Annotated in this window: 18 protein-coding genes; 14 read left to right on the forward strand and 4 right to left on the reverse strand. The window is 70.9% G+C overall.

Annotated elements, in window-relative coordinates; all coding sequences use genetic code 11:
• Entirely contained in the window at window positions 1–1,254 is a 1,254-nt protein-coding gene (locus FHW12_RS04780) for an NAD(P)/FAD-dependent oxidoreductase (protein WP_182529814.1), read from the reverse strand.
• 366 nt (window positions 1,255–1,620) lie between these two features.
• Between FHW12_RS04780 and FHW12_RS04785 the strand changes: the two genes are divergently transcribed.
• Window positions 1,621–1,932, forward strand: a complete 312-nt coding sequence (locus tag FHW12_RS04785; protein WP_182529815.1) for a hypothetical protein — start codon at window positions 1,621–1,623, stop codon at window positions 1,930–1,932.
• Window positions 1,933–2,019: 87 nt separating this feature from the next.
• Window positions 2,020–2,508 (forward strand): C40 family peptidase, encoded by a 489-nt coding sequence (locus FHW12_RS04790; protein ID WP_182529816.1) that lies wholly within the window; start codon window positions 2,020–2,022, stop codon window positions 2,506–2,508.
• Between the two features lie 102 nt (window positions 2,509–2,610).
• Here FHW12_RS04790 and FHW12_RS04795 read toward each other — a convergent pair whose 3' ends face one another.
• Window positions 2,611–3,099 carry an FKBP-type peptidyl-prolyl cis-trans isomerase gene (locus tag FHW12_RS04795; RefSeq protein WP_182529817.1) on the reverse strand — a complete coding sequence of 163 codons (489 nt, stop codon included), beginning with the start codon at window positions 3,097–3,099 and terminating at the stop codon, window positions 2,611–2,613.
• 55 nt (window positions 3,100–3,154) lie between these two features.
• Window positions 3,155–4,396, reverse strand: a complete 1,242-nt coding sequence (locus tag FHW12_RS04800) for an MFS transporter (protein ID WP_182529818.1) — start codon at window positions 4,394–4,396, stop codon at window positions 3,155–3,157.
• A gap of 122 nt (window positions 4,397–4,518) precedes the next feature.
• Here FHW12_RS04800 and FHW12_RS04805 point away from each other — a divergent pair, with 122 nt between their 5' ends.
• Window positions 4,519–5,172: a class I SAM-dependent methyltransferase gene (locus tag FHW12_RS04805; RefSeq protein WP_182529819.1), complete on the forward strand. Its 654-nt coding sequence runs from the start codon at window positions 4,519–4,521 to the stop codon at window positions 5,170–5,172.
• A 24-nt stretch (window positions 5,173–5,196) separates the two neighbouring features.
• Here FHW12_RS04805 and FHW12_RS04810 read toward each other — a convergent pair whose 3' ends face one another.
• The gene (locus FHW12_RS04810) at window positions 5,197–5,739 is read right to left on the reverse strand and encodes a DUF1232 domain-containing protein (RefSeq protein ID WP_182529820.1); all 543 of its coding nucleotides are present in this window, start codon (window positions 5,737–5,739) and stop codon (window positions 5,197–5,199) included.
• Window positions 5,740–5,947: 208 nt separating this feature from the next.
• On the opposite strand from FHW12_RS04810, the gene FHW12_RS04815 reads away from it, so the two are divergent.
• The 11 genes from FHW12_RS04815 (at window position 5,948) to FHW12_RS04865 (ending at window position 19,359) form a co-directional block, all read left to right on the forward strand.
• Complete coding sequence (locus FHW12_RS04815) at window positions 5,948–9,124, forward strand: protein kinase domain-containing protein (protein ID WP_182529821.1); 3,177 nt, start codon at window positions 5,948–5,950, stop codon at window positions 9,122–9,124.
• Window positions 9,125–9,254: 130 nt separating this feature from the next.
• The gene (locus tag FHW12_RS04820) at window positions 9,255–10,667 is read left to right on the forward strand and encodes an FAD-dependent oxidoreductase (RefSeq protein WP_182529822.1); all 1,413 of its coding nucleotides are present in this window, start codon (window positions 9,255–9,257) and stop codon (window positions 10,665–10,667) included.
• On the forward strand, window positions 10,664–13,006 hold the full coding sequence (locus FHW12_RS04825) for a protein kinase domain-containing protein (protein ID WP_182529823.1): 2,343 nt from the start codon (window positions 10,664–10,666) through the stop codon (window positions 13,004–13,006). Before FHW12_RS04820 ends, FHW12_RS04825 begins: the two co-directional genes overlap by 4 nt.
• A 34-nt stretch (window positions 13,007–13,040) precedes the next feature.
• Window positions 13,041–13,601, forward strand: coding sequence for an ECF-type sigma factor (locus tag FHW12_RS04830; protein ID WP_182529824.1), 561 nt, complete (start codon window positions 13,041–13,043; stop codon window positions 13,599–13,601).
• Window positions 13,602–13,681: 80 nt separating this feature from the next.
• Window positions 13,682–15,193 carry a hypothetical protein gene (locus FHW12_RS04835; RefSeq protein WP_182529825.1) on the forward strand — a complete coding sequence of 504 codons (1,512 nt, stop codon included), beginning with the start codon at window positions 13,682–13,684 and terminating at the stop codon, window positions 15,191–15,193.
• Window positions 15,194–15,252: 59 nt separating this feature from the next.
• The gene (gene ccmA, locus FHW12_RS04840) at window positions 15,253–15,930 is read left to right on the forward strand and encodes a heme ABC exporter ATP-binding protein CcmA (protein ID WP_182529826.1); all 678 of its coding nucleotides are present in this window, start codon (window positions 15,253–15,255) and stop codon (window positions 15,928–15,930) included.
• A complete protein-coding gene (ccmB, locus tag FHW12_RS04845) occupies window positions 15,927–16,610 on the forward strand; it encodes a heme exporter protein CcmB (RefSeq protein ID WP_182529827.1) in 684 nt (227 codons plus the stop codon). Before ccmA ends, ccmB begins: the two co-directional genes overlap by 4 nt.
• Before the next feature lie 10 nt (window positions 16,611–16,620).
• Window positions 16,621–17,385: a heme ABC transporter permease gene (locus tag FHW12_RS04850; RefSeq protein WP_182529828.1), complete on the forward strand. Its 765-nt coding sequence runs from the start codon at window positions 16,621–16,623 to the stop codon at window positions 17,383–17,385.
• Window positions 17,382–17,558: a heme exporter protein CcmD gene (ccmD, locus tag FHW12_RS04855; RefSeq protein ID WP_182529829.1), complete on the forward strand. Its 177-nt coding sequence runs from the start codon at window positions 17,382–17,384 to the stop codon at window positions 17,556–17,558. The genes FHW12_RS04850 and ccmD overlap by 4 nt, the downstream gene beginning before the upstream one ends.
• Window positions 17,555–18,004 carry a cytochrome c maturation protein CcmE gene (gene ccmE / locus FHW12_RS04860; protein WP_182529830.1) on the forward strand — a complete coding sequence of 150 codons (450 nt, stop codon included), beginning with the start codon at window positions 17,555–17,557 and terminating at the stop codon, window positions 18,002–18,004. The genes ccmD and ccmE overlap by 4 nt, the downstream gene beginning before the upstream one ends.
• Window positions 18,005–18,117: 113 nt before the next feature.
• Window positions 18,118–19,359 (forward strand): hypothetical protein, encoded by a 1,242-nt coding sequence (locus FHW12_RS04865; RefSeq protein ID WP_182529831.1) that lies wholly within the window; start codon window positions 18,118–18,120, stop codon window positions 19,357–19,359.
• Window positions 19,360–19,414 lie beyond the last annotated feature (55 nt).

A 19,414-nucleotide genomic window follows, 5' to 3' on the forward strand; every position in this document is an offset into this window, starting at 1 on the left:
TCAGTGGAAACGATCCGGCGCGAACGGCGCCGGATCGAGCGAAGGCGGGCGACCGGCGACGATCTCCGCGACGAGTTCGCCGGTGCCGGCGGACATCGTGACGCCGAGCATGCCATGCCCGGTCGCGAGCACGAGATTGTCGATGCCGGGCGCGCGGCCGAGCACGGGCAGGTCGTCGGGAATCATCGGGCGCCAACCGTACCATTCCTCGACGAGCTCGGGCCCTTCAGGTTCGCGCAGGAACCCGGCCGCGCCGCGGCGCAACGCGTCGAGGCGCACGCGCGTCAGGCGATCGTCGTAGCCGGCGAATTCCATCGTGCTGCCTAGACGGTAGCCCGATCCCCACGCCGTCACGCAGACGCTCGGCTCCTTCAAGGTCATCGGCACGCGCGGGCACAGGGCCGGGCGCGAGTAGGTGATCGAATAACCCTTGCCGGGCTGGATCGGGATGCGCAGGCCGAGCCGGCGCGCGAGCAGCGGCGACCAGGCGCCGAGCGCCAGCACGACGTCGCGACCCGCATGCCGATCGTTCGACGCGACCACCTCGCTGATGCGCGAACCATCCAGCACGAACCCTTCGACGCGGGCGCCCTCCTCGATGCGGCCGCCCGCGGCGCGCACGATGCGCGCGAGCTCGGCGACGTAGCGGTCCGGCCGCAACGACGCGTCCCCGGGATAGAACAGTCCGCCGACGACGCCCGGCTTCAGAGCGGGTTCGCGCGCGAGCGTCGCGTCGGCATCGAGCGCCTCGGCGCCGACGCCGAACGCGGCGAGGCGCTCGGCCACCGCGCGCGCGTGCGCGAAGTTGGCTTCGTCGCGGAACACGCTGAGCGTGCCGATCGCCTCGAACTCGCAGTCAAGCCGTTCCTGCCTCACGAGGTCCTCGATGAGCGCGCGCGAGCGCAGCAGCAGCGGCGCCTTCGCGCGCGTCGCGGCGGTCCAGTCGCGCTCGTTGCAGCGGCGCGCGAATGCGAGCAGCCAGCGTGCGAGCGCCGGATCCATTCGTGGACGGATGCGCAGCGGCGCGTCGGGCTTGAACAGCCAGCGCAACGCCTGCGCGATCGTGCCCGGCGCGGCGAGCGGTCCCGCATGGCTCGGCGTCAGCGTGCCGCAGTTGCCGTGCGAACTCGCGCAACCGGCCGTGCCCTGCTCGAGCACGGTCACGCTGCGGCCTTCGCGCAGCAGGTAATGGGCACACGCGAGGCCGATCACGCCCCCGCCGAGGATCACGACGTCCGAAGGTCGAGCAGTCATGGCGTGATTGTACGGAGCGGGGTGCGGATCGTGTGCGCTGCGCGCCATCGGCGGACGACGTCATCGGACGATGCCATTCGCTCGAACGCGCTACCGCGAGGGGTCTGCGATCGGCGAGTCCGATGCGCATGGGCGCGGCGGCGACGCTGCAGGACATGCAAGCGCGCGCTTGACGGCTCGCGGGCGACCCACGACGGGCCGCCTGCCGGACCCTGGTCATCCGTTGCCGCTCCCGACGGGAGGTCACTCCGTCCACGGACGGACACCGGATCGCGGCGAGCTCCGGTTCGTCGCTGGCGGCAGCGATCTGGCATCAAATGTGCAGTTTTCCCAGCGAGGGCATGCCGCCCGGTAGGAAATCCGCCCATGAAGGTGTCGACGAACGAACTGCTGCTGGCTCTGCGGGCGCCGAACTCCGGCTGGCTCGCCGCGCTCATCTGCGCGCTCGACGAGGCCCTGCAGGACCCCGATTTCGCCGAGCCGCAGCGCGAAATGGTGCGCAGCCTGCTCGATGCGGGCGGCGTGCCGCACGCCGTGGCGCAGGCCGCCAACGATCGCCTGACCCGCTTCGAGGAAACCGTGAAGGACCTGCACTCGCTGCTGGTCATCCCGGAACCGGAAGCGCCGGCTGCCCCGGCCGCCCGTCCGAAATTGACACTCTGTGTAACCGCGGCCTGAGCCAAGCCCCCAGCGGCGACAAATTCGGTCACTCCCGGACCAAGGCGCAGCGTTGACGCGCCGCGCCATTTCGGCGAGCGTTGCGCCATGAAGCCGTTCGGGCGCCTTGCCGCCGTTTCCGCGCTCGCCCTCATGCTCGCCGCCTGCGGTGCACTGCCGCACCGTGGCGAACCGCCCTTGATCGCCGGCACGCCGCGTGCGGGCGCCGCCAATGCGGTGCTGTTCCGTGCGATCGCGCTCGTCGGTACGCCCTACCGCTGGGGCGGCAACACGCCCGAAACCGGCTTCGACTGCAGCGGCCTCGTCGGCTACGTCTACCGCGATGCGGCCGGGGTGACGCTGCCGCGCACGTCGTCGGCGATGAGCGAACTCGGCCGGCGCAAGCTCGCGATCGACCTGCTGCAGCCGGGGGACCTGGTGTTCTTCGAAGGCGGCCGCGACATCGGCCATGTCGGCATCTACGTCGGCGAGCGGCGCTTCGTGCATGCGCCCAACAGCGGCGGCACCGTGCGCCTGGACAGCCTCGACGGCGCGTGGTGGAAGGATCACTTCGTCTACGGCAAGCGCATCCTCTAGGAACGCGTTGCGGACCGGAAGGCCGAAGGTTCCGCGTCGCCGCAGCGCGCGCATCGCTGCGCGCACTGCCTCATCGGGTCCCGCATCCGGGACCCCGGCCCTTCAGTGGTCGTGACCGCCGGCGCCGTGCGCGTGGCGATGCGCGACTTCTTCCTCGGTCGCGTCGCGGATGTCGGTGATCTCGACATCGAACGTGAGCGTCTTGCCGGCGAGCGGATGGTTGAGATCGACGTCGATCACGCTCGAACCGATCTTGTGCACGACGACCATGCGCGGACCCGCCTCGCGCGTGTTGAGCACGGTGCTCATGCCCGGCTGCAGGTGCTCCGGATGTTCGAAGTACTTCTTCGGCACGCGCTGCGTGAAGTTCGCGCGACGCTCGCCGTAGGCCTCCGCGGGCTGCACGACGACTTCGAAGCGGTCACCGACGGCACGGCCGAGCAGCGCCTTCTCGAGGCCGGGAATGATGTTGCCGTGCCCGATCAGCACGCTCAGCGGTTCACCGCGCTCGCGCGACGAATCCACGGGCTCGCCGCCGCCGTCGCTGACCACGTAATGGAAGGAAACGACCTTGTTCGCCTCGACGTTCACCAACTCGCTCCGGAATGAAAAAAGCGAGCGAGGATAGCAGGTTGCACCGGCTTCGTCATTCCGCTGCGGGTGTCGCCGCAGCGAAGCGCGCGCCATGCGCCTCCGGCCCGAACGCGGTGACGAGCGCGAGCAGCACGGCGACCACCGCGATGAAGCTCGCCATCGCGAACGCGTAGTCGCCGCCGCGCTGGTCGGCGAACCAGTTGAGGAACGGCGCGGTCGCCGAAGCAAGCAGGTTGCCGCCCTGGTAGGCGAAGCCCGGCAGGGTCGCGCGCACCGCGTCGGGCGAGAGTTCGTTGAGGTGCACGGGCACGACGCCCCAGGCGCCCTGCACCATCACCTGCAGCAGGAACACGCCGACGCCGAGCAGGACCACCGAGCCACCGAACGCCCACAGCGGGATCGCCGGCAGTGCGAGCAGTGCGGCGGTCACGATCGCGCGCCGTCGCCCGACCTGCTCCGACCACGAGCCGAAGAACAGGCCGCCGACGATCGCGCCGAGGTTCAGCGTGATCGTGAGCCAGGCGACCGTGCGCGTGTCGAAATGATGCTGCTCCTTGAGGAAGGTCGGATAGAGATCCTGCGAGCCGTGGCTGAACAGGTTGAAGCACATCATGAGCACGACGAGATAGGCGAACAGGCCCCAGCGTCCGCGCATCGTCTCGGCGAAACCGGGCCGCGCCGATTCCGCCGCGCTGCGCGTCGCGGTCCATACTGGTGATTCGGGCACGTGGCGGCGGATGTAGAGCACGAGCAGGGCGGGCAGCGCGCCGACGACGAACATGCCGCGCCAGCCGATGTGGTCGAACAGCAGCAGGTAGACGAGGCCGCCGAGCAGGTAGCCGCAGGCATAGCCTTCCTGCAGCAGCCCGGACACGACCCCGCGCGCCTTCGGCGGGATCGATTCCATCGCGAGCGACGCGCCGATGCCCCATTCGCCCCCCATCGCGATGCCGAACAGCGCGCGGATCACCAGCAGCGCGGTCAGCGACGGCGCGAACGCCGACGCCGCCTCGAGCACGGCGAACAGCACGATGTCGATCATGAGCACCGGGCGCCGCCCGTAGCGGTCGGCGAGCCGGCCGAACAGCCATGCGCCGAGCGGTCGCATCGCGAGCGTGAGCATCAGCGAGAACGCGACCTCGGTCTTGCCGACCTCGAACTCGCGCGCAACCTCGGGGATCACGAACACGAGCAGGAAGTAGTCGAATGCGTCGAGTGTCCAGCCGAGGAAGCTCGCGAACACCACCTTGCGCTGGCGCGTATCGAGCTCGCGCAGGACCGCGAGGAAATTCATCGGCGACCTCGTCCGGACGAAGGATGCGGAACGCTACCACAGGCGCGCAGGCGCGCCGCGCGCTTCCCGGCGCCGGCAGGGGCCGCTACGCTCGTGCGTTCCAGCACGAGGACGCCAGGCGCATGCCGCACGCGGAAGACAAGGAGATCGCACGTCGCGTGGCGAACCGCTATCGCCGCCCGTGGCATCGCGACTATGCGCGCTCCAAGCTGCGCATGGACCCGGTCTACGCCTTCGTCGCCGACATCGTCGTCGACGGCAGGCCGCTGCTCGACGTCGGCTGCGGCCTCGGCCTGCTCGGCTTCTACCTGCGCGAGCGCGGCTGGCGCGGCGCCTACCTCGGCGTCGACTTCGACGCGCCGAAGATCGCCGAAGCACGCCGCGCCGCGAACGGCGAACACGACTTCGCGTTCGACGACGGCGCCGCGCAGCGCCTGCCCGGATTCCACGGCCACGTCGCCCTGCTCGACGTGCTGCACTACCTCGAACGCGAAGAGCAGGTTGCGCTGCTGCGCGAAGCGGCCGTGCGCGTCGCGCCCGGTGCGGCGCTGGTCGTGCGCAGCGTGCTGCGCGACCGCGGCTGGCGCTTCCGCGTGACCGTGATCGAGGAATGGTTCCTGCACGCGCTGCGCTGGATGCCGAGCCCGGCGAAGCACTATCCGGTGCGCGAGGACATCGAACGTCCGCTGCTCGATGCCGGCCTCGTCGTCGAGGTGCACCCGCTCTGGGGCAACACGCCCTTCAACAGCTTCGTGATCGTCGCGCGCCGCGTCTAGCGACGCGGGGCGGCAGCGGTTCCGTCACGAACGCACGGTTTCGCGCCGCCCGTCGCGCGTGCGCGTGCGCCGCATGCGCGCCTGCAACTGCGTGCGCAGCGCGGCGAGGTCGCGCGCGTGTGCGCGGCGCACTTCGGCGTCGCGGAGGTCGTCCTCGAGCGCGCTGCGGAAGCTGCAGAAATCCGCGTACGCCTTGCGCACGGGGCGCATGCGCTGCAGCAGCAGCTCGAGCATGATCGCGTCGTCGAGCAGGCCGATCACCTCGATCTCGTCGGGGATGAGGTCGTCCGGGTCGCTGAAGTAGACGAGCGTCTCGACGATGTCGGCGCGCTCGGGCCCGGACAACGCCCATGCCTCGTCCTCGAGCATGACGATGAGCTTCTGCACCTCGACGACGCGCTTGCGCACGAACGCGGGCACGTCGGCCGTGTTGAGGTGGTCGAGCGCGTACTTGGCCGCTTCGATGACTTCGATTTCGTCCGCGCACGCGGCCGCGCGCCGCGCACGCGCGAGGGCGGCATGGAAACGCTCGATGTCGGCAGGTTCGAGTTCGAGGCTGATCCGCATGTGCATCCCCGCAGCGCGGCCGTGACCGCTGGTCGTTCGTCGCCGCTCCCCCCGGAAACGGCACTGTACCGCGTGAACCCATGAGCTGCATCATCGCGGCCGAAGCTTGGGCTTGCGGCCGTGCGGGTGTCGCACGACACCCGCGCGCCGCATCACGCAGGCAGCAGCGTTACCATGGCGTCACCTGGGGAGGGTTCAAGGGCGGGTCATGCCGCTGCAGGCGCCAGCCACGTACACCGCGGATGCCGCGCCCGGCGGCCGGGTCAGTCTGCTCTGCGTCGACCTCGTCGACAGCACGGCGCTGATCCAGGCACTCGGCGACGGCCGCGCCGGCGTCGTCCTCGCGCGCTTCGCCGACGCTGCGCGCGAGCTGTTCCTCGCCCGCGCGGGCCGCGAGATCGACCATACCGACGGCTTCCTCGTCCTGTTCGACGATCCGGTCGCCGCACTCGCGACCGCGCTCGACCTGCACGCGCGCATCGCCGCGCTCGCGCGCGACCACGCGATCCGCCTCGGCGCGCGCGCGGGCATCCATTGCGGCGAGGCGATCACGCGCGAGAACTCGCCGGACGCGGTCGCGCACGGCGCCAAGCCACTCGAAGTGGAAGGCCTCGCGAAGGCGATCTGCGCGCGCGTGTGCAGCCTAGCCGGCGCGGACCAGACGCTGCTCACGCATGACGCGTTCGAGGAAGCGCAGTACGCACGGCGCGACGCGTTCGGCGATCCCGGGCACCTGCGCTGGCTCAGCCACGGCCTGTACACGCTCAAGGGCGTCGACGACGCGCTGCTCATCCACGAGGTCGGCCGCGAAGGCCACGCGCCGCTCGCGCCGCCGCAGGACGTCGAGAAGGCGCGCCACCTGCGCGACGACAACCTGCTCACCGGCTGGCGCGCGGGCGCCGGCCAGGAGGTCCCCGGCCGCGCGGGCTGGATGCTCGAACGCAAGCTCGGCGAAGGCGGTTTCGGCGACGCCTGGCTCGCGCGCCACGCGGCGAGCGGCGAGGAGCGCGTGTTCAAGTTCTGCTTCCAGCTCGGCCGCCTGCGCTCGCTGCAACGCGAGGTGACGCTGTTCCGCCTGCTGCGCGGCGCACTCGGCGAGCGCAGCGACATCGCGCGCATCATCGACTGGCGCCTCGACGAAGCGCCCTACTGCATCGAGTCGGAGTACTACCCCGCCGGCGATTTCGCGACCTGGGCCGCCGCGGGCGGCGGCCTCGACGCGATCGCGCTCGACACCCGCATCGGCCTCGTTGCCGAGGTCGCAGACGCGCTCGCGGCCGCGCACGCGGTCGGCGTGCTGCACAAGGACGTCAAGCCCGGCAACGTGCTCGTCGCACGCGGCGCGGATGGCAAGCCGCATGCGCGCCTCGCCGACTTCGGCATCGCCACCCTGAGCGCGGGCAGCCGCTATCGGCACGGCCGCGGCATCGTGCCGACCGGCATGACCGCCGCGCTCGCCCTCGGTGAAAGCAGCCGTTCGACCGGCACGCGCATGTACATGGCACCCGAGCAGATCGAGGGGCGCGAGGCGACCACCTACGCCGACGCGTACGCGGTCGGCGTGCTGCTCTACCAGGTCGCATGCGCCGACTTCGGCAAGTCGCTCGCGCCGGGCTGGGAAGGCGACGTGGCCGATCCCTTGTTGCGCGAGGACATCGCTGGCCTCATCGCGCGCGAACCGTCGGCGCGCATCGGCAGCCTCGAACAGCTCGCCGCGCGCCTGCGCGCCTTGCCGCAGCGACGCACGCAGCGCGCAGAAGCGGAACGGCGGCAGGCGCGCGAACTCAAGCGGCGGCGACGCCGGCGCTGGCTCGCGCCTGCGCTCGCGCTGCTGTCGGTACTCGTGCTCGGCCTCGCCTGGGGCATCCGGCGCGTGAGCCTCGAGGCGCAGCGCGCCAACCGCGAAGCGGCCACCGCGCGCGCGGTCACCGGCTTCCTCGTCGACCTGTTCAAGCAGGCCGATCCCGAGCACACGCGCGGCGAGCAGCTGACCGTGCGCGAAGCGATGGACCGCGGCGCGACGAACGTGCAGGCGAAGCTCGCCGGCCAGCCCGACGTGCAGGTGCCACTGCTGTCCGCGATCGGCCAGGTCTATCTCGCGCTCGGCCTGTTCGATCAGGCGCAGCCGCTGCTGAAGCAGGCACTCGACGCCGACGACGCGGTGCTGCCGCGCGGCTCCGACGAGCGTGCCGAATTGCGCCTCGCTCTGCAGGACACCGAAGACGCCCTCGGCCACTACACGCGTGCGCTCGAACTCGGCGACGAGGCGCTGCGCGAGGCGCAGGCGCTGCACGGCGACGAGAGCCTCGCCGCCGCGCGCGCGCGCATCGCCATCGGCAACTCCTACAACGGCGAACACGACGCCGAGCCGGCCGTGCGCAACCTCGAACAGGCGGTCGCGACGCTCGCCGAGATCGCACCGCGCGGCGACGACCACGCCGAGGCACTCTGGAAGCTCGCGGTGAGCTACATCTACCTCGCGCGCGAGGACGACGCGATGCGCGTGCTGGAGGAGTCACTCGGCATGCTGCGCGAACATCCGGAAGGCAACCAGACCTCGATCGCGGCCGTGTACGAGACGATGGCCGGCGTCGAACGCAACCGCGGCAACTTCCGCGCCGCGCTCACGCGCCTGCGCGCGGCTCAGAAGATCTACCTCGACCTCGGGCTCGCCGAACACACGTCGTACGCGAGCGACCTGTTCAGCATCGCCAACGCGCAGTCGCTGCTCGGCGAATTCGAGGGCGCTCGCCGCGATTTCGCGGCGAGCCTGGCGATCTACCGCAAGGCGTTCGGCGACCAGGCGTATCCGTCGTACGCGCTCAACCTGAAGGCGCTCGGCGGCACGCTGAGCAACCTCGGCCGCTTCGCCGAAGCGCTGCCGCTGCTGCGCGAATCGTCGGCACAGTACGCGCGGCTGCCGAACCTCGCCGCGAGCAACGTGCCGCGCATGCAGGGGATGATCGGCCTCGCCGAAGTCGGCAGCGGCGATGTCGAGCGCGGGCTCGCCGACGTGCGCGCTTCGGTCGCGACGCTCGCAGCGGCGGTCGCCGCGGCGCCCGACGACGAGGACGCGATCGGCAACTACGTCGAGGCCGCACTGACCGCCGCCGATGCCGAACAACTCGCCGGGCGCGCCGACGGCGCGCATCGCACCTGCGACGACGCGCTCGCGCGCGCGCAGCCGCTGCAGCAGCACGCCCTCATCTACAATCGCGTGCGCCGCGCCAAGCTCCTGCTCTGCGTCGATCGCACCGTCGAAGCGGCCCCGCTGCTGCAGCAGATCGACGCCTCCGGCTACCACGACCGCTTCCTCGACCGCCTGCGCCGCCAGGCCGGTATCGCCACGACGACGACGCCCGATGCCGGGTCCGCGATCGATTGAGCCGGCGGCGCGGCGGCGGGCGTCCCGAGGCGCCCGGCGAAGCGGCCGGCCCTTGCGGGCCCGCGGGGGATTGCAATCCGACCCGCCGATCGCGCAAGTTCCGCGTTCAGTCCTGGCACGTCGAGGCAGCATGAACGCACGCGGCACCACGATCGTCGGCGGCGGCCTCGTCGGCGCCCTGCTCGCGACCCTGCTCGCCCAGCGCGGCTTCGAGGTCGACGTGTTCGAACGGCGCCCCGATCCGCGCAAGGCGGGCTACGCGGGCGGCCGCTCGATCAACCTCGCGCTCGCCGAGCGCGGCCTGCACGGATTGCGCCTCGCCGGGCTCACCGACGAGATCATGCGCCTCGCCGTGATGATGCGCGGTCGCATGGTGCATCACCGCGACGGTCGCACCGAGCTGCTGCGCTACGGGCGCGACGACAGCGAGGTGATCTGGTCGATCAGCCGCGGACGGCTCAACATCGCGCTCATCGACGCGGCCGAACGCGCCGGCGCGCGCTTCCATTTCGATCGCCGCCTCGTCGGCGCCGCCTTCGGCGACGGCGTGGCGCTGCGCTTCCACGACGACGTCGCCGACAGCACGCACGAACACGCCTGTGCCTACGTGCTCGGCGCCGACGGCGCCGGCTCGGCCCTGCGCGCGGCGATGAATGCGCAACGCGCGCTCGGCGAGCGCATCGAGGAACTCGGCCACGGCTACAAGGAACTCGAGATCCCCGCGCTGCCCGACTTTCCCGCCGCGTCGCTGCCGCCCGATACGGCGGCCGCGCTCGCGCGCGGCGAGCGCTTCGCGATCGAGCGCAACGCGCTGCACATCTGGCCGCGCGGCGGCTACATGTGCATCGCGCTGCCGAACGCCGAAGGCAGTTTCACGGTCACGCTGTTCCTGCCCAATGCGGGCGACCCGAGCTTCGCGACGGTGGCGACACCTGCCGCCGCGCGCGCACTGTTCGAGCGCGACTTCGCCGACGTGCTGCCGCTGATCCCCGAACTCGAACAGGATTTCGGCGCGAACCCGGTCGGCGTGCTGTCCACGCTCTACCTCGACCGCTGGCATCTCGACGGCCGAGCGCTGCTGCTCGGCGACGCCGCGCACGCGATCGTGCCGTTCCACGGCCAGGGCATGAACTGCGGCTTCGAGGACGCGGTCGAACTCGCCGGCCTGCTCGGCGAGCACGACGGCGATCTCGCCTGGACGTTCGCCGAGTTCGAGCGCCGGCGGCGCCCGAACGCGGAGGCGATCGCGACGATGGCGCTCGAGAACTACGTCGAGATGCGCGACTCGGTCGCCGACGCGGGCTTCCTGCTGCGGCGCGAACTCGGCCGCGTGCTCGCCGAACGCCATCCGGGCCGCTTCGTACCCCGCTATTCGATGGTCACGTTCACGCGCATGCCGTACGCGCAGGCGTTCGCGCGCGGGGCGATCCAGGACGCGCTGCTGCACGAACTCGCCGCCGGCCGCGAACGCATCGACGACGTCGACCTCGGACAAGCCGACGCGCAGGTGCGCGAACGCCTCACGCCGCTGGACGCGTCGTGACGGACGACGCCGTCGTCGCACGGGAACGGCGGCGGCGCGCCTTCGAACTGTTGCGCGCGGCGCTCGACGTCGAGCTGGCTTCGCGCCAGGCATGGATCGCGCAGCAGGCGGGCGACGATCGCGACCTCGCCGAAGCGGTGAACGCGCTGCTCGATGCGACCGGCGCGGACGTGCTCGACCAGGGGGCCGCCGAGATCGCCGCTCGCCTCGTCGGCGACGACGCCGTCGACGACATGCCGGAAGGCTCGCGCATCGGCGCATGGACGATCGTCGGCGCCATCGGCAGCGGCGGCATGGGCACGGTCTATCGCGCGCGACGCGACGGCGACGGCTACGTGCAGGTCGGCGCGCTCAAGCGCATCAAGCGCGGCATGGATTCGGACGCGATGCTCGCGCGCTTCCGACGCGAGCGGCAGATCCTTTCGCGCCTCGCGCACCCGGCGATCGCGCGCCTGCTCGACGGTGGCGTCGCCGAAGACGGCCGACCCTACCTCGTCATGGAATACATCGAGGGCGAATCGCTGTCGACCTGGTCGACGCGCGGCGATCGCGACCTCGACGCACGCATCGACCTCGTCCTCGCGTTGTGCGCGGCGGTCGCGCACGCGCACCACCAGCTCGTCGTGCACCGCGACATCAAGCCCGCGAACGTCGTCGTCACGGCCGACGGCACGCCGCGCCTGCTCGATTTCGGCATCGCTCGCGTGCTCGAATCCGACACGGACGCCGACGCCACCGCGACCGCGGCGCGTTTCGTCTCGCGCGCCTATGCAGCGCCGGAACAGTTGCAGGGGCTCGCCGTCACGACGGCGACCGACATCTTCCAGCTCGGTGCGCTGCTGCACGAACTGCTGACCGGCCTGCGCCTGGCCAGCGGCGACGCGACGACGCGACCGAGCCAGCGTCTCGCGGCCGCGCGCGAGCGCGCCGGCGCACTCGGTCCCGCCACGATCTTCGCGAAGACGCTCGCCGGCGATGCCGGCATCGTCGTCGCGCGCGCGACCGACGCCGATCCGGCGCGTCGCTACGCGACCGTCGAGGCGTTCGCCGACGACCTGCGCCGCTGGCGCGACGGGCGACCGATCCTCGCCCGGCCGGACAGCACGGGCTACCGGCTGCGTCGCTTCGTCGGGCGTCATCGCTGGTTCGTGGGGTTCGCCGCGTGCGCGATCGTGGCCGTCCTCGCCGGCGGCGGCGTGGCGCTGTGGCAGGCGCGCGTCGCCGCAAGCCAGGAACGCGTCGCGCTCGAACGTGCGGCGACCGCCGAGCGCGTGAAGGGTTTCATGATCGGCCTGTTCCAGGCGCCCGATCCCGCACGGGCACGCGGCGCGATGCCGCGCGCGGACGAGTTGCTCGATCGCGGTGCGGCGCAGATCGCGCACGGCCTCGCCGGCGAGCCTCGCGTGCAGGCCGAGTTGTACGAAACGATGGCGCTCAGCTACATGGGCCTGGGCCGCTTCGACAAGGGCGCCGAGTTGCTCGAACGTGCGAGCGCGATGGTCGGAGATGCGGGCGACCCGGCCCTGGCCGCGCGCGTCGAGACGCGACTCGGTTCCGCGCACGCCGAACTCGGCCACTACGAACAGGCGCTCGCCGCGCTCGATCGCGCGACGCGACAGCGCGAACGTTCGCCGACGCCGGAGCCGGCCGACGAGGCGCGCATCGAAGCCGTACGCGGGTGGGTGCTGCGCGATCTCGGGCGCTACGCGGAATCCGAAACTGCGCTGCGTCGCTCGCTCGAACGCGCGCGCGCAGCGCCCGGCGAAATGAACCCGGCCGCGCTGCGTGCGCTCAACAACCTCGCCTACACGCTGCAGCTCGCCGGCCGCAAGCAGGAATCGATCGCCGCCTACGAGCGGCTCGTCGACTGGTTCGCCGCCCACGAGCCGGCCGACAGCCAGCCGCGACTGTGGGCCGAGTACACGTTCGCCAAGAGCCTGCGCGACCTCGGCGAACCCGCGCGTGCGCGCGACATCCTCCAACGCATCCGGCCGGCGGTACTACGCGTCGTCGGCGAATCCCATGCCGATCTCGCCGGCCTCGACATCGCGCTCGCACAGTCCCTCATGGACCTCGGCGACGTCGCCGCGCCCGCGCGCGTCGTCGACGCCGTCGCGCGCAGCCACGCGGCCGTACCGCAGGAGAACATGCTCTGGGCGAACGCCGAGTTCGCGCTCGCCGAAGCGGAGCAGCGCGCGGGAAACACGGACGCCGCGACCACGAACTACGAGGCGGCGCGCGCGGCCTACGTCGCGCTCGCGGGCGAGGCGCATCCGGCCGTGCACGAATGCACGCGGCGCCTGACGCAGCTCGCGCAGTCCCGCGAAGCCGTCGATTGACGCGAGCATCGCCGGCAGCGATGCTCGGCCGCACATGGACGAAAGCCTGACAGAACTGCTGGACGCCGCAGGCAAGGGCGACGACGCCGCGCAGGGTCGCCTGTTCGCGTTGCTCTACGACGAGTTGCACCGCTGCGCGCACCGCCAGCTCGGCGGCGGCGGCGAGACGCTCTCGACCACCGCACTCGTCCACGAAACCTACATGAAGCTCGCCGCGGCCGACCGGCTGCGGCTCGAAAGCCGCCGCCACTTCATGGCGCTCGCCGCGCGCGCGATGCGCCAGGTGCTGGTCGACCGCGCGCGGCGCGCGAGCGCCGACAAACGCGGCGGCAGCGCCGCGTTCATCACGCTCGACGACCGCGTGCCCGACGCGCCGTCGACTGCAGGCGACGTGCTCGCGCTCGACCGTGCCCTGACCGAGCTGGAGGGCATCGACGCACGCGCGGCACGCGTCGTCCAGCTGCATTTCTTCGGCGGCCTCACGTTCGGCGCGATCGCCGAACTCGAGGGCCTCAACGAGCGCACGATCAAGCGCGACTGGCAGGCGGCGCGCCACCTGCTCGCCGCGACGATGGGCGCCGACGGCGCGGCCTGAGCGCGCACGGCGGACGCGGATGTCCCGATTCCACGCGGGACTGCGTACTCCTCCCCCGAATCCACGGGGACCTTTCCGCCATGCCGATCCGATCCATCCTGTTCGCCGCGCTGTGCGCGCTCGCCTTGCCTGCCGCCGAAGCGGCCGATTCCGCGGTCGATCCCACCTTCGGCGTGGACGGATGGAAACGCCTCTACCAGCCGGGCGGCGGCACGCAGGACGAAAGAGGCGTCGGCTTCGCGCGGACGGCCGATGGCGGCTACGTCGTCGTCGTCGAGGTGCCCGGCGGTGCCGCCAATGGCGGTACCGGCAAGCGCATCGGCCTGTTCCGGCTCGATCGGAACGGCGTCAACATCGGCTTCGGCGCGCTCGGCGACGTCTACAAGGATGCCTGGCTCACCAGCGTGACCGGCATGACCATCGATGCACAGGGCAGGATCGTCGTCGTCGGCGCGACGCCCGGACAAGGCGGGCTGTCGGATTTCGGCGTCGTGCGGTTCAAGGCCGACGGCAGCGACGACGCCACGTTCGCGGGCGACGGCGGCACGTCGTTCAGTTTCGAGGCGGGCTCCACCGGCTACGAGGAGGCACCGACCTCGGTCGTCACCGATCCCGACGGGCGCATCGTCGTCGCGGGAAACCTCAACTTCGGCGGCTCGGACCAGCGGCTCGGCATCGTGCGCTTCAACAACGACGGTTCGGTCGATTCGAGCTTCGGCGACCTCAGCGACGGCCTCGGCGGCTTCCGCGGTACCGATGCGACCTTCGCGTCCGGTGCGGCCGCGTATGCCGGGCGCATCCTGCGCGTCGTCGACGGCTACTACCTCATCACCGGCACGTCCGTGTTCTCGTCGACCGATACCGACTTCGCGGCGCGCATCCTGACGCCGTCCGGTGCGCCGTGGGCAGGATTCGTCGGCTCGGGCACGTTCGCGATCGACGAACCCGGCAATGGCGGATCGTTGTACGACACGCTCAATGACGCGGTCGTCGTCGATCCGACCACGGTATTGCTGTTCGGAACCGCGAGCGGCAAGTTCGCGGCGGCGCGCATCAAGATCAGCGCCGGCACGAACATCGACGCGCGACCGGATGCACCCGGCGGCATCTTCGGCACCCAGTACACCGACCTCGCGCTCGACCCCACGTTCATCGGCAGCGCGATCCCGGGCCGCCCGTACCGCTACGTCGGCAATACGCCGCAGTCGGATGGCCGCTCGGCGGCCGTGCGCAGCGACGGTCGCATCCTGCTGGTCGGCGGCACCTCAAGCCTGGCGATCAGCGGATCGTCGATCGTCGACGGCGTCGAACAGCCTTCCGGCAACACGTTCGCGCGGATCGGCCTCGTGACGCGCCTCCACGCCGACGGCAGCCCCGACTCGGGATTCGTCGCCGGCGGCAGTGCCCCGTATATCGCGCCGGGCGGCACCGGATCGAGCTACTACACGACGTTCGAGCAGGTGCGCTTCGACGGTTTCCGCCCGGTGATCCTCGGCAGCGCGGTCGACAGCAGCACCGCGATATCGGATTCGGATGCCGTCCTCACGCGTCTGCAGTCGGACGTCATCTTCGCCGACGGCTGCGACGCGTAGTCGCCGGGACATCGCGCCGCATGGCGTTGCGGCGCGCCTGCGGCTAGCATGCGCGCGGCATGCCGCACACCGCACCCGCTTCCGTCGAACTGCGCGACCGCCCCGCCCTGCTCGAGGCGCGCGGTCTCGCGTACGCGCGCAACGACGAGCCGGTCTTCGGTCCGCTCGACTTCACCCTGCATCCGGGCGAAGTCGTGCTGGTCGAGGGCGACAACGGCGCCGGCAAGACCACGCTGCTGCGCCTGCTGTCGGGCCTGCTCGCGCCGACCTCGGGCGAGATCCGGCTCGCCGGCGAACCGCTCACGCTCGCGCGGCTGTCGCCGCAGGTCGCGCTGCTGTCGCATGCGAACGGCCTCAAGCCCGAACTCACCGCGATCGAGAACCTGCGCTTCGCCGCCGGCCTGCTCGGCCTGCGCAGCGGCCTGTCGCCGACCACCGTCCTCGCGGGCGTCGGCCTCGCCGGCTACGACGACGTGCCGACGCGCAAGCTGTCGGCGGGCCAGAAGAAGCGCGTCGCGCTCGCGCGCGTGCTGCTCGCGCCGGTCGGCCTGTGGCTGCTCGACGAGCCGTACGCGAACCTCGACCGCGACGGCATCCAGCTCGTCAACCGCCTCCTCGAGAACCACGCGAACCGCGGCGGCGCGGCGCTGATCACCTCGCACGGCGCGTACGCGTACACGTCCGGAACGCCGCGCAGGATTCCCCTGCGCGCAGACGCGAATCGGAGCGACGCATGAGGTCCGGCTCGACCGCCGCCGCCTGCGCCGCGCTCGTGCGGCGCGACCTCACGCTGGTCTGGCGCCGGCGCGGCGATGCCGCCAACCCGATCCTGTTCGCACTGATCGTCGTCGCGCTGTTCCCGCTCGCGCTCGGCCCGGAGCCGGAACAACTACGCCGCATCGCCGCGGGCGTCGTCTTCGTCGCGATCCTGCTCGCCGGGCTGCTCGCGCTCGACACGCTGTTCCGCAGCGACTACGAGGACGGCTCGCTCGAACAACTCGTGCTGTCGCCGCATCCGTTGTCGCTGCTGCTCGCATGCAAGATCGCGGTGCATTGGTTCACCACCGCGCTGCCGCTGATCATCGTCTCGCCGCTGCTCGGCGAACTGCTGCACCTCGCCGAGCCGCTGCGCGGGCTGCTGCCGCTCGCGCTGCTGCTCGCGACGCCGCTGCTGAGCCTGCTCGGCGCGGTGTGCGTCGCGCTCACGGTCGGCATGTACCGCTCTGGTATGCTGCTTGCGCTGCTCGTGTTGCCGCTGTACGTGCCGGTGCTGATCTTCGGCGCGGGCGCGTGCAATGCGGCGCAGGCGGGACTGCCGTTCGCGGCGCCGCTGCTCTGGCTCGGCGCGGCACTCGTGCTCGCGCTCGTGCTCGCGCCGCTCGCCTGCGCGGCGGCCCTCAGGATCTCCCTTTCGTGAACGCGCCGACATGAACGCGCTGACCCTCTGGTTCCACAAGACCGGCTCGCCGCCGACCGCCTATCGCCTCGCCGGCCGGATCATGCCGTGGTGCTACGGCCTCGGCCTCGTGCTCGGCCTCGTCGCGCTGTACGGCGGGCTCGTGCTCGCGCCGCGCGACTACCAGCAGGGCGACGCCTACCGCATCATCTTCATCCACGTGCCGTGCGCGTGGATGAGCCTGTTCGCATATTTCTTCATGGCCGCGAACGCGTTCATCGCGCTGGTCTGGCGCATCAAGCTCAGCGAAGTGCTGGCGATGGCGGCGGCGCCGATCGGTGCCGCGTTCACGTTCATCACGCTCGTCACCGGTTCGATCTGGGGCAAGCCGATGTGGGGCACCTGGTGGACCTGGGACGCACGCCTCACCTCCGAGCTCGTGCTGCTGTTCCTCTACCTCGGCGTGATCGGCCTGCATGCGGCGATCGAAGACCGTCGCCAGGCCGCGCGCGCCGCCGGCTTCCTCGCGCTCATCGGCATCGTCAACATCCCGATCGTGCATTTCTCGGTGAACTGGTGGAACACCTTGCACCAGGGCTCGACCGTGCGCCTCATGGGCCCGTCGAAGATCGACGCGTCGATGATCTGGCCGTTGCTGCTGATGGCGCTCGCCACGCACGTATGGTTCTTCGGCAGCGTGCTCGCGCGCACGCGCATCGGCCTGCTCGAACTCGACGGCGGCAAGGACTGGGTGCGCGCGATCGCGCTCGACGACGACAAGGAGGCGCACGCATGAACGATTTCCTCGCGATGGGCGGCTACGGAGCCTACGTCTGGAGTGCGTACGCGGTGTTCTTCGTCGTGCTCGCGTTGGAGGCGCTCGCGCCGCGCGCGACCCGCCGTCGCGTGCTCGCCGACCTGCGCGGCCGCCTCAAGCGCCGCGACGCCCGCAACGAGGCTTCCGCATGACCCCGACCCGCAAGCGCCGCCTCATCGTCGTCTCGCTGATCCTCGCCGCGGTCGGCGTCGCCGCCGGCCTGACCGTGCTCGCGCTGCAGCAGAACATGACCTATCTCTACTCGCCGAGCGAGATCGCCGCGGGCCACGCGCCCGCGGGCGCGCGCTTCCGCCTCGGCGGGGTGGTGCTCGAACAGTCGATCCAGCGCGCGAAGGATTCGCTCGACGTGCATTTCGTCGTCACCGACCGCTTCAAGGACATGCCGGTCGAATACACCGGCATCCTGCCCGACCTGTTCCGCGAAGGTCAGAGCATCGTCGCGACCGGCGCGCTCAAGGACGGTCATTTCGTCGCGACCGAAGTGCTCGCCAAGCACGACGAGAGCTACATGCCGAAGGAAGTGAAGGACGCGATCGAAAAGGCGAAGCAGGCGCACGCGGACAAGCCGACCGGCTGACGACGGCGACACGCCCTGCCGACCCCTCCCGGAGCAGGGCGACCGCCGATTCGCCATGCGTGCGGTATTGGTATACCGTTGGCCGGCACACTCGACACCTGGGGAGGGGTACCGTGGAGAAGCGCACCGTTCGTTCCGCCCGTTGTTCGACGATCGCCGCCTGCATCGCGATCGCCCTGCCGTCCCTCGCGTTCGCGCAGGCGACCGAGGAAGCCGGCACGATAGAGAACATCCTCGACCTGCAATCGACGCAGGCTCCGCTCGCGATCTGGCTGCCGCCGGCCGACGTGCTGTTCAGCAATGGCGCCTTCGCCGACGGTACGCAGGCATCGTGTTCGGGTGACGCCGGCAACGCCAGCATCCTCGAGGCGGCTACGCTCAACACCACTTACGGCTTCAACGTCTCGCTGACGGCAAGCACGAATTACCGCATCGCCGACCAGTTCACCGTGCCTGCCGGCCCGGGCTGGAACGTGACGAACGCGTACGTGCTCGCCTACCAGACCGGCTCGACCACGACGTCGACGATGACGGCCGTCAACTTCCGCCTCTGGAACGGTTCTCCGGCGGATGCGGGTTCGACCGTCCTCTGCGGCGACGGCACGACCAATGCGATGAGTGCGACCGAATTCAGCGGCGTATACCGCATGACCGACACCGGCCCCGGCTGCACGCGCCCGGTGATGGTGCAGACCGTGTCGCTCGCGGGCTGCCCCGCGCTCGCCGCGGGAACCTACTGGCTCGACTACCAGGTCGCAGGCACGCTTGCGAGCGGCCCGTGGAGTCCGCCGGTCGTGGTCCTCGGCTCGGCGGGTTCCGGCGACGCCGTGCAATTCGACGGCAGTGCATGGAATCCGATGATCGACACCGGCAGCTCCACGCAGCAGGACGTTCCGTTCTTCATCGCGGGCACGTCGGCGAGCGCGCTCGAAGTCGATACCGCGAGCGCGGTCGTGACGGACCACTGCGCCACCGCGCCAGGGCAGGACAACGGCGTCGTCGAACCGGGCGAGCACGTGATGATCAGTGTTCCGGTCGACGCGGTCGGCGGCAACTTCACCGCCGTGAACGCGTCGCTCGGCCTGCCCGCACCGGTCGGCGTCACCTACGTCACGTCGAGCGCGGTGCTCGGCGACATCTCGGCCGGCAATTCGGCGACGGCGAACTTCGAAGTCGCGGTCGACGGCGGTTTCGCCTGCCTCGCCACGTTCACGCTGCCGATCGCGATCAGCGCAACCGAAGGCAATGCCGCCGGCTCGCTCGACGTCGATGTCGGCAGCGCGGGTAACTGCACGGTGTGCGTCGACGCGGCCGACCTGATCTTCCGCGACGGCTTCGAAAGCCCTGCTCCCTGAAGGCAACGCGTTGTCGCTGCTTGCAACGGCCGGGCATGCCCGGCCGTTGCGTTTC

Origin of the sequence: Dokdonella fugitiva, from assembly GCF_014138265.1 — a bacterium.
Classification (GTDB): domain Bacteria; phylum Pseudomonadota; class Gammaproteobacteria; order Xanthomonadales; family Rhodanobacteraceae; genus Dokdonella_A; species Dokdonella_A fugitiva_A.